General features: G+C 70.2%; 15 protein-coding genes and 1 pseudogene. 12 read left to right on the top strand and 4 right to left on the bottom strand.

Going from position 1 to position 19,495, the window contains the following annotated elements; translation table 11 throughout:
* The 8 genes and pseudogenes from D7Y11_RS26160 to D7Y11_RS26195 form a co-directional block, all read left to right on the top strand.
* Window positions 1–462, top strand: a pseudogene (locus tag D7Y11_RS26160) (hypothetical protein); the annotation flags it as partial.
* 31 nt (window positions 463–493) lie between these two features.
* Window positions 494–1,300, top strand: coding sequence for a hypothetical protein (locus D7Y11_RS26165; protein ID WP_120578191.1), 807 nt, complete (start codon window positions 494–496; stop codon window positions 1,298–1,300).
* Window positions 1,301–1,418: 118 nt separating this feature from the next.
* Window positions 1,419–3,065: a hypothetical protein gene (locus D7Y11_RS26170; protein WP_126935063.1), complete on the top strand. Its 1,647-nt coding sequence runs from the start codon at window positions 1,419–1,421 to the stop codon at window positions 3,063–3,065.
* Window positions 3,062–3,766, top strand: coding sequence for an ABC transporter ATP-binding protein (locus tag D7Y11_RS26175; RefSeq protein WP_126935064.1), 705 nt, complete (start codon window positions 3,062–3,064; stop codon window positions 3,764–3,766). Before D7Y11_RS26170 ends, D7Y11_RS26175 begins: the two co-directional genes overlap by 4 nt.
* Window positions 3,763–5,049 (top strand): ABC transporter permease, encoded by a 1,287-nt coding sequence (locus D7Y11_RS26180; RefSeq protein WP_121754469.1) that lies wholly within the window; start codon window positions 3,763–3,765, stop codon window positions 5,047–5,049. The genes D7Y11_RS26175 and D7Y11_RS26180 overlap by 4 nt, the downstream gene beginning before the upstream one ends.
* On the top strand, window positions 5,046–5,816 hold the full coding sequence (locus D7Y11_RS26185; protein WP_126935065.1) for a hypothetical protein: 771 nt from the start codon (window positions 5,046–5,048) through the stop codon (window positions 5,814–5,816). The genes D7Y11_RS26180 and D7Y11_RS26185 overlap by 4 nt, the downstream gene beginning before the upstream one ends.
* A gap of 108 nt (window positions 5,817–5,924) precedes the next feature.
* Window positions 5,925–8,447: a serine/threonine-protein kinase gene (locus D7Y11_RS26190; protein ID WP_126935066.1), complete on the top strand. Its 2,523-nt coding sequence runs from the start codon at window positions 5,925–5,927 to the stop codon at window positions 8,445–8,447.
* 86 nt (window positions 8,448–8,533) lie between these two features.
* Complete coding sequence (locus D7Y11_RS26195; protein ID WP_169821693.1) at window positions 8,534–10,291, top strand: ATP-binding protein; 1,758 nt, start codon at window positions 8,534–8,536, stop codon at window positions 10,289–10,291.
* A gap of 6 nt (window positions 10,292–10,297) precedes the next feature.
* Here the strand turns inward: D7Y11_RS26195 and D7Y11_RS26200 are convergent, their stop codons facing one another.
* The 4 genes from D7Y11_RS26200 to D7Y11_RS26215 form a co-directional block, all read right to left on the bottom strand.
* A complete protein-coding gene (locus D7Y11_RS26200; protein WP_126935067.1) occupies window positions 10,298–11,101 on the bottom strand; it encodes a L,D-transpeptidase family protein in 804 nt (267 codons plus the stop codon).
* Between the two features lie 367 nt (window positions 11,102–11,468).
* The gene (locus tag D7Y11_RS26205) at window positions 11,469–13,421 is read right to left on the bottom strand and encodes a LysM peptidoglycan-binding domain-containing protein (RefSeq protein ID WP_126935068.1); all 1,953 of its coding nucleotides are present in this window, start codon (window positions 13,419–13,421) and stop codon (window positions 11,469–11,471) included.
* Window positions 13,422–13,546: 125 nt separating this feature from the next.
* Window positions 13,547–15,127, bottom strand: a complete 1,581-nt coding sequence (locus D7Y11_RS26210) for a cytochrome c family protein (protein WP_126935074.1) — start codon at window positions 15,125–15,127, stop codon at window positions 13,547–13,549.
* A 5-nt stretch (window positions 15,128–15,132) separates the two neighbouring features.
* Window positions 15,133–15,519, bottom strand: a complete 387-nt coding sequence (locus tag D7Y11_RS26215) for a PleD family two-component system response regulator (protein ID WP_014398957.1) — start codon at window positions 15,517–15,519, stop codon at window positions 15,133–15,135.
* A gap of 181 nt (window positions 15,520–15,700) precedes the next feature.
* Here D7Y11_RS26215 and D7Y11_RS26220 point away from each other — a divergent pair, with 181 nt between their 5' ends.
* The 4 genes from D7Y11_RS26220 to lpoB all read left to right on the top strand — a co-directional run bounded on the left by D7Y11_RS26220 (window position 15,701) and on the right by lpoB (window position 19,488).
* On the top strand, window positions 15,701–17,341 hold the full coding sequence (locus tag D7Y11_RS26220; RefSeq protein WP_126935069.1) for a mechanosensitive ion channel family protein: 1,641 nt from the start codon (window positions 15,701–15,703) through the stop codon (window positions 17,339–17,341).
* 131 nt (window positions 17,342–17,472) lie between these two features.
* Complete coding sequence (locus D7Y11_RS26225; RefSeq protein ID WP_120578182.1) at window positions 17,473–18,036, top strand: hypothetical protein; 564 nt, start codon at window positions 17,473–17,475, stop codon at window positions 18,034–18,036.
* Window positions 18,037–18,046: 10 nt separating this feature from the next.
* Entirely contained in the window at window positions 18,047–18,862 is an 816-nt protein-coding gene (locus D7Y11_RS26230; RefSeq protein WP_120578181.1) for a hypothetical protein, read from the top strand.
* A 14-nt stretch (window positions 18,863–18,876) separates the two neighbouring features.
* Window positions 18,877–19,488 carry a penicillin-binding protein activator LpoB gene (gene lpoB / locus D7Y11_RS26235; RefSeq protein WP_120578180.1) on the top strand — a complete coding sequence of 204 codons (612 nt, stop codon included), beginning with the start codon at window positions 18,877–18,879 and terminating at the stop codon, window positions 19,486–19,488.
* The last annotated feature ends 7 nt before the right edge of the window (window positions 19,489–19,495 follow it).

Raw genomic sequence — 19,495 nt, forward strand, 5'->3', positions numbered from 1 at the left:
GTGGTGGGGCTGTGGGGCGACGTGGAGCTGGCGGCGAGAGACAGGGGCGGCAAGGTGCTGGCCACCACGGCGGACGCGCCACACCTGTTGGCCACGGTGCTGGTGGCCCGGGGCGACTTCGCGGCGCGCTACCCGGACGCGGTGCGGCGGGTGCTCCGGGGGCTCTTGGACGCGGGGCAGGGCGTGCTCAAGTCCCCGGCGGCCGGGGCGCGGCTCCTGGGAGAGGTGGCGCCCTATCTGGGGGACCCCTCGGAGGCCATCCGCAGCGCGCCGCCCGCGACGCTGGCGGACAATCGGGCCTTCTTCGGACTTTCCGGCGAGGCTCCGGTTACCTATGACGAGCTCTTCCAGAGCGCCGCGGCGCTCTTCCAGAAGCTCAATCGCGGGACGGTGCCCCCTCCGGCGGAGGACACGCGGGACCTGGGCGCTCTGAAGTACGTCTCCGAGGCGCGGGGGCCCTGAAGCGGGCCGGAAGAGGGAAGGGGAGTCGGACGTGGCGAAGACACCGAACTACATCAAGGCCGCGTTCCTCCTGCCGGCCAACCTGGTGGGGCTGACGACGGCGGCCATGTCCAGCGCCGTGACGCAGGAGCCGCTGCCCATGATGGTGGCGCTGGGCGTGGAGGGCGTCTACCTGGCCGTCGTGTCGTCCATGAAGCGCTTCCAGCGCGCCGTGCGGGCGCAGCAGCCGGACAACCCGGAGGCCGCGCGCGCGGCGGTGGACTCGCTGCTCGCGGACCTGGCGCCGTCGCAGCGCGACCACTACCAGCAGCTGGTGGGGCTGAAGGAGAAGATCCTCGCCAACTACCGCAAGCTGCCCGGCGGGCGAGTGCTGGCGGCGGACAGCGAGCCCAAGCTGGACGCGCTGCTGACGTCCTTCCTGCGGCTCATCTCCGCGCTCAACCAGTACCGCACGTACCTCAGCGGGTCCGACCGGGAGCACCTGACCTCCGAGGTGGCGGCGCTGGAGGCGGAGGTCGCCGGGGAAGCCAACCCGCGCCTCAAGGACGTGAAGGGCAAGCGCGTGGAGATTCAGCGCAAGCGCCTGATGCGCTTCGAGCAGGCGGGCGAGAGCCGCGAGGTGGTGAGCCACCAGCTGGCCGGCATCGAGGACCTGATGCGGCTGACGCACGAGCAGTCCATCGCCATCCGAGACCCGGAGAGCGTCAACCGGCAGCTGGACGTGCTCTCCGCGGAGACGGAGGCCACGGACGAGACCGTGCGCCAGATGGAGCGCTTCCTCGACTTCACCGAGGAGACCTCCGCGCCCCTGCCGCACGGCGGCACCCGCGTGCGGTAGAGCGGGCACGGGCCCGGACGGGCACCTGTTCACCGTGGCACCTTGCGGCACCGGCGGGGGCCTGTGACGGAGCACGAATAGATTGACTCTCCGCCGCAGGCATCCTGTCCTGCCGCCCATGCTCCGCCGCGTTGGATTCGTCCCGTTGGTCCTGCTGTTGGTCGTGTTCGCCGGCTGCTCGCGCTGCGGGAAGGAGGCGGCCGGGCCCGCGGATTCGCCCCGGGGCGTGTCGCGCTACCTGCCGCGCACCGCGCAGGCGGCCGTCGTCATCGACGACCTGGGCACGCTGGGCGAGAAGCTGGCGCGCTTCCAGAACCTCAAGGTGGCCTCGTTCGTCGCGCAGCTGCAGAACTTCCCCTCCGCGGAGCGCTACGTGTCCGCGGTGATGCGGCAGGTGGGCGTGGACCTGCGCAGCCGCAAGGCGCTGGAGGACGCCGGCATCGACCCGAAGCGCGGCGCGGGCGCGGCCTTCTTCGGGGGCATGCAGGCGGTGTCCGTCATTGGCGTGAAGGACGCGGACAAGCTGAAGACGACCTTCGCCACCTTCGCCCGCACGCGCCTGGGCGCTTCGGAGGAGAAGGACACGAAGGTGGATGCAGGACGGTTCGTCACCTTCAACCGTCCGGGCTCCACGACGCCCATGCTGGGCATGCTCTTTCTCCCGCACGACCTGGTGCTCCTGGGCGGAGGCGCGTCGGTGGCGCGGCTGACGGAGCTGGCGGCGCTGCCGGAGGAGCAGTCCCTTGCGAAGGAGCCGGTGCTGGAGGCGTCCCTCAAGCGCCTCTCCGGCGACCGCGACTTCCACGTGTGGCTGCCGGGTGGCATGGGCCTGCTGCCCGCGGGCAGCGTGCAGGGCATCACCTTCACGGGCCACGTCGAGGAGCGCGCGGTGACGCTGCGCGCGGACGCGCCGTGGCCGGACACGCAGGCGTCGCTCGCGGCGCTGGAGCCCAAGGGCGGTGAGTCGCTCGCGGGCTGGCTGCCGCAGGACAGCTTCTTCGTGGCGCGCTTCCGCGGCGACCCGGCGCAGCTGGACGGCGTGTGGCCGTACCTGGCCGGCTCGCAGGTGACGCGCGCGGTGCAGGAGGCGGGCTTCAACGTGAAGACGGAGGTGCTGGACAACCTCAAGCCGGGCATGGTGCTCGCGCTGTCGCTGTCGCCCAACGTCAACCTGTCCTCGGGCATGCCGGACCTGGACCTGCGGCGCACCAACCCCTTCCGCTTCGTCAACCTGGTGGCGCTCGCGGAGGTGAAGGACGTGGCCAAGGGGCAGGCCACGCTGGACAAGGTGCCCGGCTTCGCGGGCGGCTTCGGCGCGAAGGTGGAGCCCACGGACGTGAGCGGCCAGAAGGCGTACCTCACGTCGTACCGCGCGGGTGAAGGCGCGCACTTCGCGCTGTCCAAGGACGGCAAGCTGCTGCTCGCGGCGCCCAAGGCGCGCCTGGAGTCCACCCTGGCCTCGTTCGCGCAGCCGGCCGGTACGGGCCCCGTGTCCGAGGACCTGAAGTCCGTGGGCAAGGACGCCGCGCTGGTGGTGCTGCTGGACCTGCGCCGGCTGGCGGACGCGGTGAAGGCGCTGCCCTCCGCCGCGTGGGGCATTGGCGGCTTCGCCATCAAGGCCACCACGGTGCGTTGGCTGGATGCCACGGACGACCTGCGCGCGGTGACGATGGCCCTGTCTCGCAAGGACAAGGCGCTGCAGGCGGAAGTCTCCCTGCGGCTCACTCCCGCGCCCGCCACCACCACGACCCCGGCCACGCCTTGATCCACGCGCGAGATGTCGTGAAGGAGTACGAGGACGGCGAGGGCTCGCGCGTGCGCGTCCTGGACGGCGTGTCGCTGGACGTGGAGGCAGGGGACTTCGTCGCGGTGGTGGGCGCTTCCGGCAGCGGCAAGTCCACGCTGCTGCACCTGCTGGGCGGCCTGGACGTGCACTACCAGGGGCAGGTGGAGGTGGGCGGCGTGAAGCTCACCGGCCTGCGCGACAAGGAGCTGGCGCGCTTCCGCAACACGCACGTGGGCTTCGTCTTCCAGTCCTTCCACCTCATCCCCAACCTGTCCGCGCTGGAGAACGTGTTGTTGCCCTCGCACTTCGGTCCGGCCACGGCGGACGGGCGCAAGCGCGCGAGCCAGCTGCTGGAGCGCGTGGGTCTGGGCTCCAAGCAGGACCGCGCGCCGGTGCGGCTGTCCGGCGGCGAGCGCCAGCGCGTGGCCATTGCCCGGGCCCTCTTCGGCGGCCCGAAGCTGCTCCTGTGCGACGAGCCCACGGGCAACCTGGACGCGGCCACCGGCGCGGGCGTCATCCAGCTCTTCCGGGAGCTGCACAAGGAAGGGCTCACGGTGCTGACCGTCACCCACGAGGAGCGCATGAGCGCGGTGGCGCGGCGGGTGCTGCGGCTCAAGGACGCGCGGCTGGTGGAGGAATCCCCCGCGTCGGAAGCCCTGGCGTCGCGAGGTGCCCCGTGAGGTTCGACGCACTGTCGCGACTGGTGAGGTTGTCCCTCGCGCGCGAACGCAAGGGCGCGTTCTTCTCCGCCTTCGGCGTGGCCATGGGCGTGGGCGCGCTGGTGTTCTTCGTGGGCCTGGGCCTGGGCGTGGGGCGCGTCATCCGCGAGCGCATCTTCCCCACCGACTCGCGGCTGGTGGACGTGGTGCCCCCGGCGGTGTCGCTGGGCCTCCTTGGCGGCGGCAAGCTGGACACGGCCGCGGTGGAGCGCCTGGCCGCGCTGCCCGGCGTGGAGACGACGTATCGGAAGATGAACGTCCGCGTGCCGGCGGTGACGCGCTACGACGGCGTCTTCTTCGGCTCGCGCCTGCGCATGGGCATGGAGGTGCTCGCGGTGGGCGTGGACCCCGGCCTGGTGCAGAAGGACGTAGGGCTGCCGGAGGCAAAGGACTTCAAGGACCCGGGGGAGGGCAAGGCCATCCCCGCGCTCATCTCCACGCGCCTGTTGGAGCTGTACAACAAGACGTTCGCGCCCGCGCGCAAGCTGCCTCAGCTGTCCGCGGAGATGCTCATCGGTTTCGCCTTCCCGGTGGAGTTCAACCGCTCCTACGTGGCGGCCACGTCCGGCGGGCCCAGCACCACGCAGCAGGCTCAGGTGGTGGGCGCGTCCGACCGGGCCATGCTCGCGGGCATCACCATCCCGCTGGACACGGCGGTGCGCATCAACCGCGCTTCCGGCGCGGACGCGGACAGCTACTCCGGCGTCACGCTGGTGGCCGCGGACCCTTCACGCGTCCCGGAACTGGTGGAGGCGGTGAAGGGGATGGGCTTTGAAATCGATGATCAGGAGCGCCGGATGGCGGAGAACGCGGGCGCGGCGGTGGCGCTCACCACGTCCGCGCTGGCGCTGCTCTCCATCCTCATCTGCGTGCTGGCCGCGGTGAACATCGCCCACGCGATGTCCTCGTCGGTGCGCGCTCGGGCGAAGGAGATTGGCGTGATGCAGGCGGTGGGGGCCTCTCGTGCGGACGTGCGCGCCATCGTGCTGGCGGAGGCCGGCGTGGTGGGCGTGCTGGGCGGCGCGGCGGGCACGGCGGCGGCGCTGGTGCTGGCCTTCATCGTGGACCGGCTCGCGAAGGGCTACCTGCCCAACTTCCCCTTCAAGCCGGAGAGCTTCTTCTCCTTCCCCGCGGCGGTGGTGCTGGGCGGGGTGCTGCTGGGCCTCGTGGCCGCGCTCGCCGGGGCGTACTTCCCCAGCCGCCGCGCCGCCGCCACGGATCCGGCGAGGACGTTGGCGGGATGAGCGGCCCTTCTCGCAAGTCGCTCCTGACCAACGTCCTGTGTTTGGGGGCGCTCGGGTGGATCTACGGGGGCGACCTCTCGGATGCCCTGCGCGCCCGGACCGAGGAGGTCTCCGCGCTCCTGACGCCGCCGTCCGCCGTGCGCGCGAGCATCGTGCTCGGGCTCGCGGGCGCGGGCCTGGTCGTGTTCCTCGCCGGACTGCTGCGCAAGAAGCCGGAGGGCTTCAAGGGCTACCGGCTCCTGCCCATCCTGCTCGTGGTGGCGCTCTTCGTGGACCTGGTGCTCGCGGAGAGCCGCACGCCGCTGGACCCGCCGGAGATGGCCTCGGTGGCACTGCAGCGCTTCCAGGGCGAGGCCCAGAAGCTGGCCACGGTGGAGTCCGTGCCTACGCGATCCCAGGTGCTACAGCCCCTGGTGGACGCGCTGGGCTCTCCGCCGTACCTGGCGCGCGGGGCGTCGGTGCCGGCCTATACACTCCAGGTGCGCACGGACTGCGAGGGCCCGGTCCGTGACGCGCCCGGCGCCCGGGCCGGCACGCTGCTCTACTGCGTGGCCCGGGACGGCAAACAGGCCTGGGTGACGCTGGTGGGGCTGCCCGCCGAGGTGCGTTTTGGTGCGCCCGCCGTGCTCTCCCAGCGGGGCGAGCCGCGCGTCGCCGTCGTGCGTGCACAGATCCCCGCGGATCCCGAGGAAAATGATGTCCTGCCGGGCATTGACCTGGAGATCCCCATCGTGGATGGGGGCGCGGCGACGTCCCCTTTGCCCTGAGTCGGGGTCGCCTGGGGAGCAAGCGGGCGGAAATAGGTCCGCGCGCGCGGTTGACCCTGCGGAGCCGCGATCGATAGGCTCCCTGCAAGGACTCGACCCCCACACACAGTGACGACCTCTCAACCGAAGCGGCAACCCATCCCGTTCGGGAAGTATCTCCTCCTGGACCGCGTCAACATCGGCGGCATGGCGGAGGTCTGGCGTGGCAAACAGTTCGGCGCCAGTGGCTTCGAGCGACTTGTCGCCATCAAGCGCATCCTGCCGAACATCGCCGAAGATGAAGAATTCATCTCGATGTTCATCGATGAGGCGAAGATCAGCGTCCAGCTGACCCACGCCAACATCGCGCAGATCTACGAGCTGGGGCAGATCGCCAGCAGCTACTTCATTTCGATGGAGTACATCCCCGGCAAGGACATGCGGGCCATCTTCGACCGCTGTCGGAAGAAGGGTGAGCCCGCGCCGGTGCCGCTGGTCGCCTTCTGCGTGGCGAAGATGTGCGAGGGCCTGGACTACGCCCACCGCAAGAAGGACGGGATGGGGCGCGAGCTCAACATCGTCCACCGCGACATCTCGCCGCAGAACGTGCTCGTGTCCTTCGAGGGCGAGGTCAAGGTCATCGACTTCGGCATCGCGAAGGCGGCGGGCAAGGCGACCAAGACGCAGGCCGGCATTCTCAAGGGCAAGTTCGGCTACATGAGCCCGGAGCAGATCCGCGGCCTGCCGTTGGATCGCCGCTCGGACGTGTTCGCCATCGGCGTGTGCCTCTACGAGATGCTCACCGGCGAGCGCCTCTTCGTGGGCGACAGCGACTTCTCCGTGCTGGAGAAGGTGCGCAAGGCGGAGGTGCCGTCGCCGTCCACGTACAACCGGCGCATCCCGGAGGCGCTGGAGCGCATCGTCCTCAAGTCGCTCGCGAAGGACGTGGAGGAGCGCTACCAGTACGCCAGCGAGCTGGGCGACGACCTGCAGCGCTTCCTGCTGACGAGCGACTCCATCTTCGGCCGCAAGGACCTCATGCAGTACATGAAGTCCACGTTCGCCGAAGAGGTGGAGCGCGAGAAGCAGCGCCTGGCCGAGTACGCGGACATCCGCGCGCCGGACGGCATGCTCGCGGCCATCGAGGCGGGCTACAGCGGCCCGTCCCCGGTGCCCACGCAGAGCATGACCAACATCCCCGCGGTGGCGCCCTCCGCGCCCGCCGTGGAGCCCGTGTCCGCGCCGCCGCCGCGCGCCTCCAACTCCGGCGCCAACCCGCAGGGGGCACGCCGTTCGCCCACGCTCGCGGCGCTGCCCAAGCTGACCGCCGCGCCCGCCGCGCCCTCGCCCAAGGAGGACGAGGAGCTGGCGACGCAGATGGTGGACCGCGACGCTGTCTTCAACGACTCGCCGGAGCCCACCACCCAGCCGGGCGCCGCCATTGGCCGCGCCGTCACGCCGCTGGAGTCCCCGGCCGCGCCCGACGACGACGACGGAGAGGACGTGGCGGGCCGCACCGCCGTCATCCCGCCGCTCTCGTCGCTGCCCCAGCCGCCGGCGCCGCCGCGCCTGTCGCAGAACAGCGCGCCGGTGCTGAGCGCCGCGCCGCCGCGTCCGTCGCTGACCAACGTGCCCACGCTGATGGCCAACGACGGGCCCATGCCCCGTCCGACGCCGAACCGGGGCAACGACGGTCCGCCGCAGCGACTCCACCGGCCGGACCCGCCGCCGGAACCGTTGCCGCGTCCGCCCGCCCCCCCCGTCCTCAACAACGGGAACGCGCCGCGTCCGCCCGCGAAGGAAGGCCGCCAGAGGAACGCGCCCGAGCAGGAGGCTCCTGCCCGGGGCCTGGGCATCAAGGGCATGGACAAGCGCCTGCTCTACGGCGCCGTGGGTCTGGCGTCGCTGTTCCTGCTGGTGGGCGTGGCCCTGGTCTTCTCCCCGAGCAAGCCCGCGCAGGGCTACGTGATGGTGGAGCTCAAGACGCTGGAGGCGAAGGACATCGCGATGGTGTCCATCAACGCGGGGCCTCCGGAGAAGTTCCCCCCCAACGGCTTCGCCCTCAAGCCCATGTCCGTGGGCAACGTGCTGGTGGTGGTGACCGCTCCGGGCTACGAGGCCTTCAACCAGTCCGCCATGGTGTCCGAGGGCACCAACGCCACGCAGGTGCCGGTGGTCCTCAAGAAGCAGGCGCGCTCGGTGGTCGTGGTCTTCAAGACCCAGCCGGAAGACGCCGAGGTGAAGATCGACAACCAGGTCGCCCGGAAGCAGGGCGTTCGCGAGCAGGTGCTCCGGGACTTCTCGCTCAGCAACGACGCCCCGCTGGTGGAGGTCACCGCCGCCGGCTACGTGCCCTTCGTCAAGAAGATGGCCGTGAACAACAACGGCCTGGACGTGGTGGCGAACCTGGAGCGCGCGCCCGTGGAGGTTCGGGTCGAGTCCACGCCCGAGGGCGCGGCCATCTTCCAAGGCAAGCAGGACCTGGGCTTCGTCACGCCGGCCACCATCCGGGTGCCGTGGGGCACGCGTGAGCTCACGCTGAAGGCGAAATGCCACTCGGACGAGGACGTATCCGTGGGCACGCCGTCCCCGGCGGGTTCCACGGTCAAGGTGGATGCAACCCTGAAGAAGCAGGCGCGCTGCCGCGATTAGCGGCACCGCGGTCCTGACACTTAAGAGGTAGCCTGGGGGTCCTCCCCCCGGATGTCCCTGGGGGGAGCGGCGCCGGAGGGATGTCCGTGACGAAGGTGCGTAAGGTGAACAAGGCGGATCCGCTGGCGGATCTGCCCCGGTGGGCGCAGCAGCTGGCGCGCAAGTACTACACGAAGACGGTCAGCACCTTCCTGCTGTACGGGGCCGTGCGCGACCTGCAGCCGCTGCAGCTGGAGGACGGCGGGCGCGGCTTCGGGACGCTCAAGACGTTCCTTTCGGAAGAGCTGTTCGGCGGGCGCGACCACGTCCTCTTCTACGACCGCTCGTCGGGCATCCGCTCGGCGACGCCGGAGACGCAGAAGGACCTGGCGCGGGCCATGACGGGTTACGACGCCATGTACGGCACGGACTACGCCAAGGTCATGCCGCGCGACCCGGGCCGGGCGCTGCAGATCCTGGAGAACTTCCTGCGCATGCGCCTGAGCGAGGGCCGCTCGATGGCGCTCATCATCGACTACGCGGAGACGCTGGTGCCCGGCGGGGAGATGAGCCACCTGTCCGCGGAGGACCGCTTCGTGGTGGCCACGCTGGACAAGTGGGCGCACGACCCGCAGTTCCTGGCCGGCGACGTGTCCGTGGTGCTGCTGGCGGAGAACCTGTCGGACGTGTCGCCGCGCATCAGCCGCAATCCGTACGTGGCGCCCATCGAGCTGCCGCTGCCCACGGAGGAGGAGCGCCTGGAGTACGTGCGCTCCAAGCTGGAGGGCAAGAAGCTCCAGTCGGTGTCGGAGGTGCCGGTCGCGGGCCTGGCGAAGATGACTGCGGGCCTGTCGCGCATCAACCTGGATCGCGTGCTGACGGAGGCGCTGGAGCGGGAGGTGCGCATCACGCCGGAGCTGCTCAAGGAGAAGAAGAAGGAGCTCATCCAGGCGGAGTGCCACGGCCTGCTGGAGTTCATCGAGCCCGCGCACACGCTGGACGCGGTGGCGGGGCACGCCCCCGCCAAGCAGATGCTGCGGCAGGCGGCGTCCGCGCTGAAGAAGGGCCGCATCGAGGTCATGCCCATGGGCTACCTGGTGAGCGGGCCGGTGGGCACGGGCAAGACGTTCATGGTGAGCTGCTTCGCCGGGGAGATTGGCATCCCGGTGGTGAAGTTCCTGAACTTCCGCAGCCAGTGGCAGGGCGTGACGGAATCGAACCTGGAGAAGATCTTCAACCTGCTGAAGGCCCTGTGGCCGGTGGCGGTGATGGTCGACGAGGCGGACACCTTCCTCGGCAACCGCGACTCCGGCGGGGACTCCGGCACGAGCAGCCGCATCTTCGGCTCCATCGCGTCCTTCATGGGCAACACGCAGTACCGCGGCAAGATTGTCTGGTTCCTGCTGACGGCGCGGCCGGACCTGCTGCCCATCGACTTGAAGCGCCAGGGCCGCGCGGAAGAGCACCTCGCGCTCTTCTATCCGCAGACGGATGAAGAGCGGAACGAGCTGTTCCAGGCGATGAGCAAGAAGACCGGCGTGTCGGTGGAGGGCGTGGAGTCCTTCGCCGCGCTCATCCCCGGCGGCGTGCGCGCCTTCAGCGGCGCGGACATCGAGGCGGTGATGGTGCGCTCGAAGTTCCGCGCGCTGGCGGACGGACGTGACCAGGTGACGAAGGACGACCTGGCCGCGGTGCTGGCGGACTTCGTGCCGCCCAGCTACCCGCTGGAGATTGAAATGCAGAACCTGGTGGCGGTGCAGGAGTGCACCAGCCGGGCGCTGCTGCCGGAGAACTTCCGCAAGCTGGACCGCGACTTCATCAGCAAGCGCGTGCGGGAGCTGAAGATGCTCCTCGAAGAGCAGTAGACGTCGTCAGCCCACGGTGACGGGGACGCCCAGGTGCGGGTCCTGGAGCGTCTCCACCACCGCGATGCGGTCGCCCACGGCGAGCGCGTCATGCAGGACGAGGATGTCCTCGTTCGCGTGACGGATGCAGCCGTGGGACACGTCGCCCCCGAGCAGGGCAGGGGCGCTGGTGCCATGCAGCTCCTCGCCGCTGCGGCGGCCATCCGCCCAGGACAGGTCCAGCAGCCGCGCGCCGAACACGTGCCGGTCGTTCCACAGCCGCGCGCCCGCGTTCTCGGTGGCCACCTGATCCAACTTCGCGCGGACGACCTTGAGTCCAGGGTGCGTGGGCGTGGCGGCGGTGCCCACCGCGTTGGGGAAGATGTCCACGAGCTTCCCCTCCGGGTCGAAGAGGAACGTACGGTGCTCGCGCAGCGCGATGACCACGCGCACGGGCTGGCCCGCGTAGAATGGAGAGGGCAGGGCGCGCGACTGTCCCCGTGAGCCCGGAGCCGGAGCGAGCGCCTCCAGGGCCTTCAGCGTGGCGGTGTCGAGCACGCCGCTGGAACGCAGGCCGGCATGCACCTGGAAGTTGCGGAGCGCACGGGCCGTGTCCGGGCCGTAGCGTCCGTCCGCGCCGCCGTACAGCGCGAACCCCATGTCCATGAGCGCGCCCTGCACCGCGCGCAGCCCGTCGCCCTTCGAGCCCGTTCCGAGCACCGTCACGCCGGACGCCACCTCCGTGAGCTGAGGCGACCCCGCGAAGCGCGGATGCTCCAGTCCGCCTGCCACCGGAACCGCCGCGCCCGCGAAGTCGACCGGAGGCTCCATGACGCCCAGGCCCCCAGCCGTCACCGCACGCGTCGCCTCTTCGGCTCGCGCGACGAGGGTTGCCGCCGTTCCTGCCACGATGTCGCGTGCACGCTTCTCAGGGCCGGACACTCCGTCGGACGGTGGGGCGAGGGAAAGCCCTCGCGGTACCGGACCGGGCCCGCTGAAGCGCGTCAGCGAGTTGCCTCCGGAGACCGTCCTGTCCCCCGGACGTTCGACTCCACGGGGCAGGACGGACAGGGCCGGCGCGGATTCGCTCGCGCCAGGCGTTTCAGAGGCAAGAAGCGGTGACTCTCGAAGCAGTGCGGATGCGAGCATGGCGCCGGGGACTGCAAGGTCCCGGCCGTCGCGCCATGCCCCTGTGCCGCTACGGCGCGCTCAGCGACAGCAGCTTGCCGGTGGGGACCGTGCGGTGGTCCTTGATGTGGTTCCACTTCATGATGTCCTCGACGGACACGTTGTAGCGCTGCGACACCGACCAGAGCGTCTCGCCCTCGGCCAGCGTGTGCACCTTGCCCTTGGGGCCCACGGGCGCCTGGCTCGCCACGGCGGTGGCCACCACGATGGTGCCGCCGCGCTCCTCCACCTTCGCCGGCGCCGCGCCCTTGGACTCCGGCGGCCACACCGCGAGCAGCGTGCCCAGTGACAGCGTGCGGTTGCGCTTGGGCAGGTTGTTCCACTTCTTCAGGTCGTCCACCGACACCTGGAAGCGGTTGGCGATGAGCCACAGGCTGTCGCCCTCCTGCACGCCGTACGTCACGCGCGTCTTGCCATCCACCTTCTCCGTCTTCACCGGACCCGCCGCCACGGGGCCGCGGGGCGTGCCCGCCGGGACCTCGTCCTCCGGCCGCGTCGCCACCACGCCGCTGCGCCGCGCCTGCGCCACCTTCGACGCCAGCGCGCCGCTGATGCCCGCGTCGCCGCTGCCACCCCGGCCGCTCGCCGGCACCGGAATCACCAGTTCCGCGCGCACCTTCAGCACCCGCGCGCTCTTCAGCCGGTTCATCTGGAGGATGGCCTCCGGCGCCGTGCCGTACTTCTGGGCAATCTGCGACAGCGTGTCGCCCTTCTTCACCGTGTGCACCCGGAACGTCAGCCGGTCCGCGGGCGACAGCTTCTTGAAGTTCTCCGCGAAGAGCGTCGTGGTGCCGCGCGGCAGCTTCAGGGTGTAGGGCTTCGAGGCCGTCGCCGGAGGCGTGCACCAGCGCTTGAGCTCCGGGTTCAGCTCCTGCACGTCCGCCACGCTCACCCCGGCCGAGCGCGCCACCACGTCCAGGTCCGTGGCGTCCGTGAGCTTCACCTCGTCGTATTCCAGCGTGGACTCGTACTGGAACTCCTCCTCGGAGAAGCCGAACGCGGTGGGGTTCTTCGCCACCAGCGCCGCGGCGATGAGCTTGGGCACGTAGTGCTTCGTCTCCTTCGCCAGCCCGGGCTCCTCCGCCAGCACCCAGAAGTCGTTCGTCCCGTAGCGCGTCACCATCTTGCGCACCCGGTACGAGCCCGTGTTGTAGCCCGCCCACGCCAGGTACCAGTGGCCCAGCTCGCCGTAGAGGTCCTTCAGGTATGCCGCCGCCGCGTGCGTGGCCTTGATGGGGTCACGCCGCTCGTCCACCCAGAAGTCCTGCTTGAGGCCGTACTGCTTGCCCGTGCTGGAGATGAACTGCCACGGCCCGGCCGCGTGCGCCCACGAGTACGCGTTCGCGGAGAAGCCGCTCTCGATCATCGCCAGGTACACCGTGTCCCGGGGCAGGCCCTTCGACTCCAGGATGGGCTGCATCACCGGCAGGTAGCGCGTGGAGCGCGCCATCCACTTGCGGAACCACTTGCGGCCGGGGCCCTGGAAGAACTGGACGTACTCGGCCACCCGCGGCTGCATGTCGACCGGGATGTCGTAGCGGTCCTTCACCTGCGAAATATCGAAGCTCGCCAGGTCGGTGATGCGCGCCAGCGGCGGGGCGGTGTCGTCCTCGCGGAAGGTGGGCTCCTCCAGCGCGTCCAACATTCGCAGCCGCAACGGGTTCGTCAGGCCCAGCCGGCGCAGCGACTGCATCATCTCCGCGTTCGGCTTCGCCTCCGGGTCCAACGTCGCGCCCTCCAGCGCGCGCAGCTCCTCCAACTCGGCGGACTCGTTCTCCACCTCCTCCGTCTCCTCGCCTTCCTCCATGGGAGCAGGGGGCGTGGCCAGGCTGCCGTCCGCCGTCAGCGAGGGGGCCTGCGAGGGGGGCACCGCACGCACGCCGGGCGGCGGCACCGGTGACGGCGCCACGCCCTGCGAGGAGGGAACCGAGGCCAGGGCAAGCAGGAGCAGAGAAAGCGGCATGGGAACGCCAGGCGAGGTCGCCCAGAAGCAGGCGAAGCCCGCAGTATTCGCCAGCTTTCTTGACAGTCAAACAACAAGTCGCCCGGTACGCCCTCGGGAAGCACCCACCGTAGGGGCGAGCGACCCTATTTCGCCGGTGGCTCGCCTGTCTGCCCGCTCTTTCCCGTTCCGCCATGGCCGGGGCCGAGGATGCGAGGCAGGTACGTGGCGAAGTCGAAGTGCGGCGAGTTCTCCGTGTTGTGGCAGGTGACGCACACGGCCTGTCCCGGCTTGCCCACGATGGTCGCGGGGCTCGGCGAGTCCACGTGCTTGGAGCCCGGACCGTGGCAGCTCTCGCAGCCCACGTCCTCGCGGCCCGCTACCTTGTCCAGACGGCACACGCCGCCGGGCTTCTGCCAGCCGGTGACGTGACAGCCCACGCAGTTGAGGTGGTGCTGCTTGCCCACCTCTTCCAGCGTCTCCCACGCGTGGTGGTGCTTCGTGCGCTCCCACACTCCGGTCGCGTCCGGGTGGCAGTCCGCGCACACCGCACTGCCGACGAAGCCCGCCTGGCCCTTCTCCGGAAGAGGGCAGTCCTGGCCGTGCGCCTTCGCCCACGCGAGGTTCAGCTGGCCCACGTCCGCGTCGTACGCCTTCACCAGCGCCTGCGTGTCCGGCGCGCTGGGCAGGTTCGACTCCAGCGGCAGGAAGCGCAGCGCGAAGCCGTTGACGTCCGCGGCCGGCGCGGGCGGCGCGGAGAGGAAGCCCTGCTTGCGCGCCGCGAGCTCGTCGCGCTTGCCCTGCTTCAGCGTCTTCAACTTCGGGTCGATGCCGGGCAGGGCGATCTCCTTGTCCAGGAGCGCGATGCGCTGCTCCAGCGCCGTCACTTCCCGCTCCACGTCCCCCTGCGAGCGCTGCGGCGTGAAGGGCCCCTTCGCCGGCGCGTACGTCAGGTCCACGCGCAAGAGCGAGCGTCCCTTGCTCTGCACCGCCACCACCGGCACGTCGGAGCGCACCAGCCGGTTCTCCTCCGCGGAGAACTCACTGGCGCTGTGCGTGGCGACCACCAGGTTCGCGGCCAGGCCCGGCAACGCGGCGGCGGCCTGCGCGGCCTCCAGCGGCTGGTCCAACAGGCCCACCACGAAGTCAGCGCCCTGCTCGCGCGCCTGCTGGCTCGCCTTCACCAGCGCTTCGCCGGAAGCCGCCGCCACCACGCCCACCTTGCGCGTCCCGGCGTCCAGCACCTTCACGCCGCCCGTCGGAATCTCCGGCAGCCCCAGGCCCTGACGGAAGGCCGCGCCTCGCGTGTCGTCCAGCTCGCCCGTGGCGCGCGCGGCGATGCCCATGGTGCGGAACGCGTCCGCGAGCGCCTTCGCCTTGCGCTCCTCCTGCGGCACCTGATCCGCCTTGAGGTGCGTCTCCCCGAAGAGGCTGTTGCCGCCGTCGATGTACAGCACCGGCTGGCCGCCCTGACGCGCCTGCTGCACCTGGAACGCCGCCCGGCCGATGCCGCCGCGCATGTTCTCGCTGCAGCCGCACGGGCCCAGGTATCCACGCGTGTCGGCGGAGATGAACAGCACGGCGCCCGGAGGCGCGGCGGGAGGAGGGGAGGAGGCTTGCTGCTGCCCGGGAGCACTGCCCGCGCCGCTCTCCGGGGCGCGCGGCTCCTGGCGTCTGCATCCGGTGAGAAGCGCGCTCACGAGCACCGCGAGGACGGCCGCGCGCATCGTCATCACCAGAGGATGCTCTGCACCAGTTCGTCGATCTTCTCGCCCATCGCCTCCAGGCCATTCACCTTGGAGAGCGAGCCATCCGCGCCCACCTGCTCGGCCAGCTTCGACAGCTCGTCGTCCGGCAGGCTGGAGAACAACACGATGGGGATGTCCTGCGTGTTGTACTCGTTCTTCAGCGTGCGGCAGATGTCCGTGCCCTTCGCCTCGGGCATGTGGATGTCCGTGAGGATGAGATCCGGCCGCCAGCTCTGAAGCGTTTTCTCAAACTCCATGAGCGTGGAGGTGGCCACGACCTCATAGCCCCGGGCCTCCAGGACAGCCTTCTCCATGGCGAGGGTGATCTCGCTGTCGTCAATGAGGAGGATTCTTCGCTTCTCTTCGGACACGGCGACCTTCCTTGGGGGTCGGTTCTAGCCCACCACCCAGCGGCGCACCAATGCTTTCCCGTGTTGCGTTCCAGCACGGGTTTTCTGTCCCCGACCCCGGGCTTCCCAGCGGCCGGGCGGGCTCGGAAACACCCACCGTCTTTCCCGGACAACCGACCGCACACGGAGTATGGAGGCGCCCATGAAGCGCCATGCCTCCCGGGTCCTGGTGGCCCTCCTTCTCCTGGGGTGCGTCCTCGGGGGCCTCCCCGTCCTGGCCCTCAACAACGGCCTGGGGCAGGTCCCCCAGGACCTGGACCGCACGTCGCCGCGCGCCACGGCGCAGGGCTTCCTGGACGCGGTGCATCGCGGGGAGTACGCCCGCGCCGCCCACTACCTGTACCTGGACCATCTTCCGGCGGCCGAGCAGCCCGCGCAGGGCGCCCAGCTGGCGCGGAAGCTGAAGTTCGTCCTGGACCGGGAGCTGTCGGTGGACACGTCCGCCCTGCCGAAGACGCCGGAGGGCGAGCCCCCCAACTCACGCTTCGCATCGCTGGGGGCCATCCCGCTCAAGGGCGAGAGCGTGCCCATCCGGCTGCAGCGCTTCACCGTGGATGGCACGCCCATCTGGGTGGTGGCGGAGTCCACCGTGAAGATGGTGGACCCGCTCTTCGAGGAGTACGGCCCGCTGCTCACCGAAACGCTCCCGGCCGTCTTCTTCGACCGCACGGTGCTGGGGCTGGAGCCGTGGCAGTGGCTGGGGCTCGTGGCGACGCTCCTGAGCGCGTGGATCCTCTCCTATCTCCTGGAGAAGCTCCTGCTGGCCGCCGCGCTGCGGGTGGCGCGCTGGACGCGCATCTCCTGGGACGACCAGATTGTCAGCGCGGGCCGGGGGCCTCTGCGGCTGCCCTTCTTCGCCATCCTCCTGGCGCTGGGCACCTCGTTCCTGCTCCTGCCTCCCAAGCTGAAGCTGCTGAGCGACCGGGTGGCCTACTCGCTCACCATCGTCGCGGTGGCGTGGTTCATCCTGCGCTTCCTCCGCGTGTCGGAGGCCTACGTCCAGAGCCGCGTCACCTCCGAGTCCAGCGTCCACCCCCGCGCGCGCTCGCTGCGCACGCAGCTGGCCGTGCTGCGCGCCGTCTTCGAGGTGGCCACCTACGTCATCGCCGCCGCGCTGCTGCTCATGCAGTTCGAGGTGGTGCGCAACGTGGGCGTGTCGCTGCTGGCCTCCGCCGGTATCGCCGGCCTCGCCATCGGTCTCGCCGCGCAGAAGTCGCTGTCCTCGCTGCTCGCCGGCATCCAGCTGTCCATCACCCAGCCCGTCAGCATTGGCGACAACGTGCTGGTGGAGGGCGAGTTCGGCACGGTGGAGGAGATCACCCTCACGTACGTCGTGCTGCGCATCTGGGACCAGCGGCGCATGGTCATCCCCATCAACCAGTTCCTGGACAAGCCGTTCCAGAACTGGAGCAAGGGGAGCCCGGAGATCATGGGCACCGTCATCCTCCAGGTGGACTACATGGCGGACATCGACGCGCTGCGCGCGGAGCTGGACCGCATCCTCGCCAACGAGGGCAAGGCCCTGTGGGATGGCCGGGTGAAGACGCTGGTCGTCTTCGACGTGATGGACAAGACCCTCACCGTGCGCGCCCTGGTGAGCGCGGCCAACTCCAGCAAGCTGGGCGACCTGCGCTTCCTCGTGCGCGAGCGGCTGGTCGTCTTCCTGCGCTCGAAGCCCCACTGGCTGCCCATGGTGCGCAGCGAATCCCGCCCCGCGCAGCCCCCGCCCTCTCGGGATGACCAGGAGGAGGCCACCCAGGGCGCTCCGGAGCCCCGGTCCTGAAGAAGAGCGCCTGTGAGAGCCCCAGGGAAAACGGGCACTTGCACGGACGCTCGCCGCGCGATGAATATGTCGACCCACGCGGCGTAAGACGCCCGTAAGAGCATTCGCACCCAAGCTGGGGAGTCCAACAGATGAAGCGTCCTGTCACCTTGTGCGGAGCCCTGGCGCTCCTGGCCGTCGCCGCGCCGCTCACCGCGAGCGCCCAGGAGCGGGGCCGCACCGACGGGCCTGAAGAGTCGGAGTACGGCACCGGGGGCTACGGCGACAACCGCCGGGGCGTGTCGCTCCAGTTCGACTGGGGCGCGGCCATCAACTCCGGTGAGAACCCCCCGGGCGCGCCGGAAGGTCCGCCGCTGTTCGTGGGCGCCACCGTGTCCCTCTGGGGTGATGACTGGTACCGCCTGGATGTCAGCGGCGGCTACGTCTTCGACGGCGGGCGCTTCATCGGCAACGTGGGCCCCACCTTCCGCAGCTGGGGCTGGCCGGTGTCCTTCACCCTCGGCCTCAAGGCGGGCGCCATCGTCATCCCGGAGGGCGAGGGCCTGCGCTTCGCCATCTCGCCGCAGGTGGGCGCGGAGATCTTCCTGGACCGCCGCGACCGCGTGCTCATGGGACTGCACTACTCGCCGGACATCCCCATCGGGGGAGGAGGAGTCACGAACCGGTTGTTCATGAACGTCGGATACCGGTTCTGACGGAAACGCCATGATCGCTCAACTGCTCGCCGCCGCTGTCGCGTTGACCACGGCCCAGGCGCCTCGCGCCGCCTCGCCGTCCGTGGCACTGCCGTTCCCGTCGGGGGACGTGCAGACCTACAACATCATCCAGTGGGACCCGAACCAGCTGCCGCGCATCTATGAGCGGTCGGACCAGCTCCCGCTCACCGACGAGGAGCTGACCAAGCTGTCGCAGGCCGGCTTCGAGCCCGCGCAGCTGGTGAAGATGATTGAAGAGCGCCGCTGCGCCTGCGACGCGAGCGCGGACGGCCTCATCCGCCTGAAGAAGGCGGGCGTGGACAAGACGGTGCTGGCGGCGGTGTCGCGCCACGGCCTGGCGCCCAACCGGCAGCTGGACATCCTGGTGACGCTGGACTTCACCGGGGAGAGCCGCACCGCGCGCGAGGCGTTCCTCTACTTCTTCGTGGACGACGGGGACATCACCCGCGTGTTCTCCGCGAACCTCCCGGAGCTGCTGCAGCGCCGCAACAGCCACGAGACCATGGTGGACCGCAGCGACATCATGGTGGCGCGCACCGTGCGCCGCATCCAGCTCGCGGGCCACGTGCCGCTCAAGACGTACGGCGCGCACCGAGTGATGGTGGCCGCCAGCGCCAGCCCCACGCTCACGCACCCCTCTCAGCTCACCCCGCAGGAGCGCGCGAAGGCGCAGACGTACACCTTCGACTATCCGCGCGCGTCCTTGCAGAGCCTCTGCCGCCTGACGGCCGGCTACCGCCGCGACGCGGTGCTTGCCTACAAGTGGAACTTCGAAGGCAGCCGCTTCGAATGCGAATGGAACTAGGAGTCGACCCGACCATGAACACCCGCCGCCTGTTGCTGTCCGCCCTCGTCGCCGTGTCGCTTGCCGGCTGTGGAGGCTCCCGCGCCTTCACGCGCGGCACCTACGAGGACCCCAACACCATCGAGATGCTGGGCGACCGCTTCAACGAGAACGACCTGCAGCTCATCGCGAAGAAGATGGCCGAGTCGCTCGCCAACGCCCCGCGCTTCGCTCAAGCCCCGCCGCAGGGCGCGGCCCTGCCCATCGTCCTCGTGGGCAAGCTGCGCAACAGCACCAGTGAGCACATCGACATGCGCTCGCTGGGGGACAAGATCCAGACGGCGCTCGCGCAGACGGGCCGCTTCGCGCTGGTGGACCAGCAGGCTCGCCAGGACATCGCGGAGGAGTACGAGTACCAGCAGTCCGGCTACGTGAACCCGAACGCCGCCAAGGCCCCGGGCCAGCAGGCGTCGGTGGACTTCCTGATGACGGGCGACCTCGCCTCCATCATCCAGGAGGTCGGCCGCGACAAGCTCGTCTATTACAAGATGACGGCGAAGCTGAACGACGTGCGCACCGGCACCATCGCGTGGACGGACGAGAAGCAGATCCGCAAGAAGTTCGAGAAGCAGGGCGTGAGCTGGTAGCCGTCCG

It is taken from the genome of Corallococcus sp. AB018 (assembly GCF_003986945.1).
Lineage (GTDB): Bacteria > Myxococcota > Myxococcia > Myxococcales > Myxococcaceae > Corallococcus > Corallococcus exiguus.

Excerpts from the sequence above, each read along its gene's own strand:
- D7Y11_RS26205 (WP_126935068.1), bottom strand. The coding sequence starts at position 13,421 with ATGCCGCTTTCTCTGCTCCTGCTTGCCCTGGCCTCGGTTCCCTCCTCG.
- D7Y11_RS26185 (WP_126935065.1), top strand. The coding sequence starts at position 5,046 with ATGAGCGGCCCTTCTCGCAAGTCGCTCCTGACCAACGTCCTGTGTTTG.
- D7Y11_RS26220 (WP_126935069.1), top strand. The coding sequence starts at position 15,701 with ATGAAGCGCCATGCCTCCCGGGTCCTGGTGGCCCTCCTTCTCCTGGGG.
- D7Y11_RS26230 (WP_120578181.1), top strand. The coding sequence starts at position 18,047 with ATGATCGCTCAACTGCTCGCCGCCGCTGTCGCGTTGACCACGGCCCAG.
- D7Y11_RS26210 (WP_126935074.1), bottom strand. The coding sequence starts at position 15,127 with ATGCGCGCGGCCGTCCTCGCGGTGCTCGTGAGCGCGCTTCTCACCGGA.
- lpoB (WP_120578180.1), top strand. The coding sequence starts at position 18,877 with ATGAACACCCGCCGCCTGTTGCTGTCCGCCCTCGTCGCCGTGTCGCTT.
- D7Y11_RS26225 (WP_120578182.1), top strand. The coding sequence starts at position 17,473 with ATGAAGCGTCCTGTCACCTTGTGCGGAGCCCTGGCGCTCCTGGCCGTC.
- D7Y11_RS26170 (WP_126935063.1), top strand. The coding sequence starts at position 1,419 with ATGCTCCGCCGCGTTGGATTCGTCCCGTTGGTCCTGCTGTTGGTCGTG.
- D7Y11_RS26200 (WP_126935067.1), bottom strand. The coding sequence starts at position 11,101 with ATGGAGCCTCCGGTCGACTTCGCGGGCGCGGCGGTTCCGGTGGCAGGC.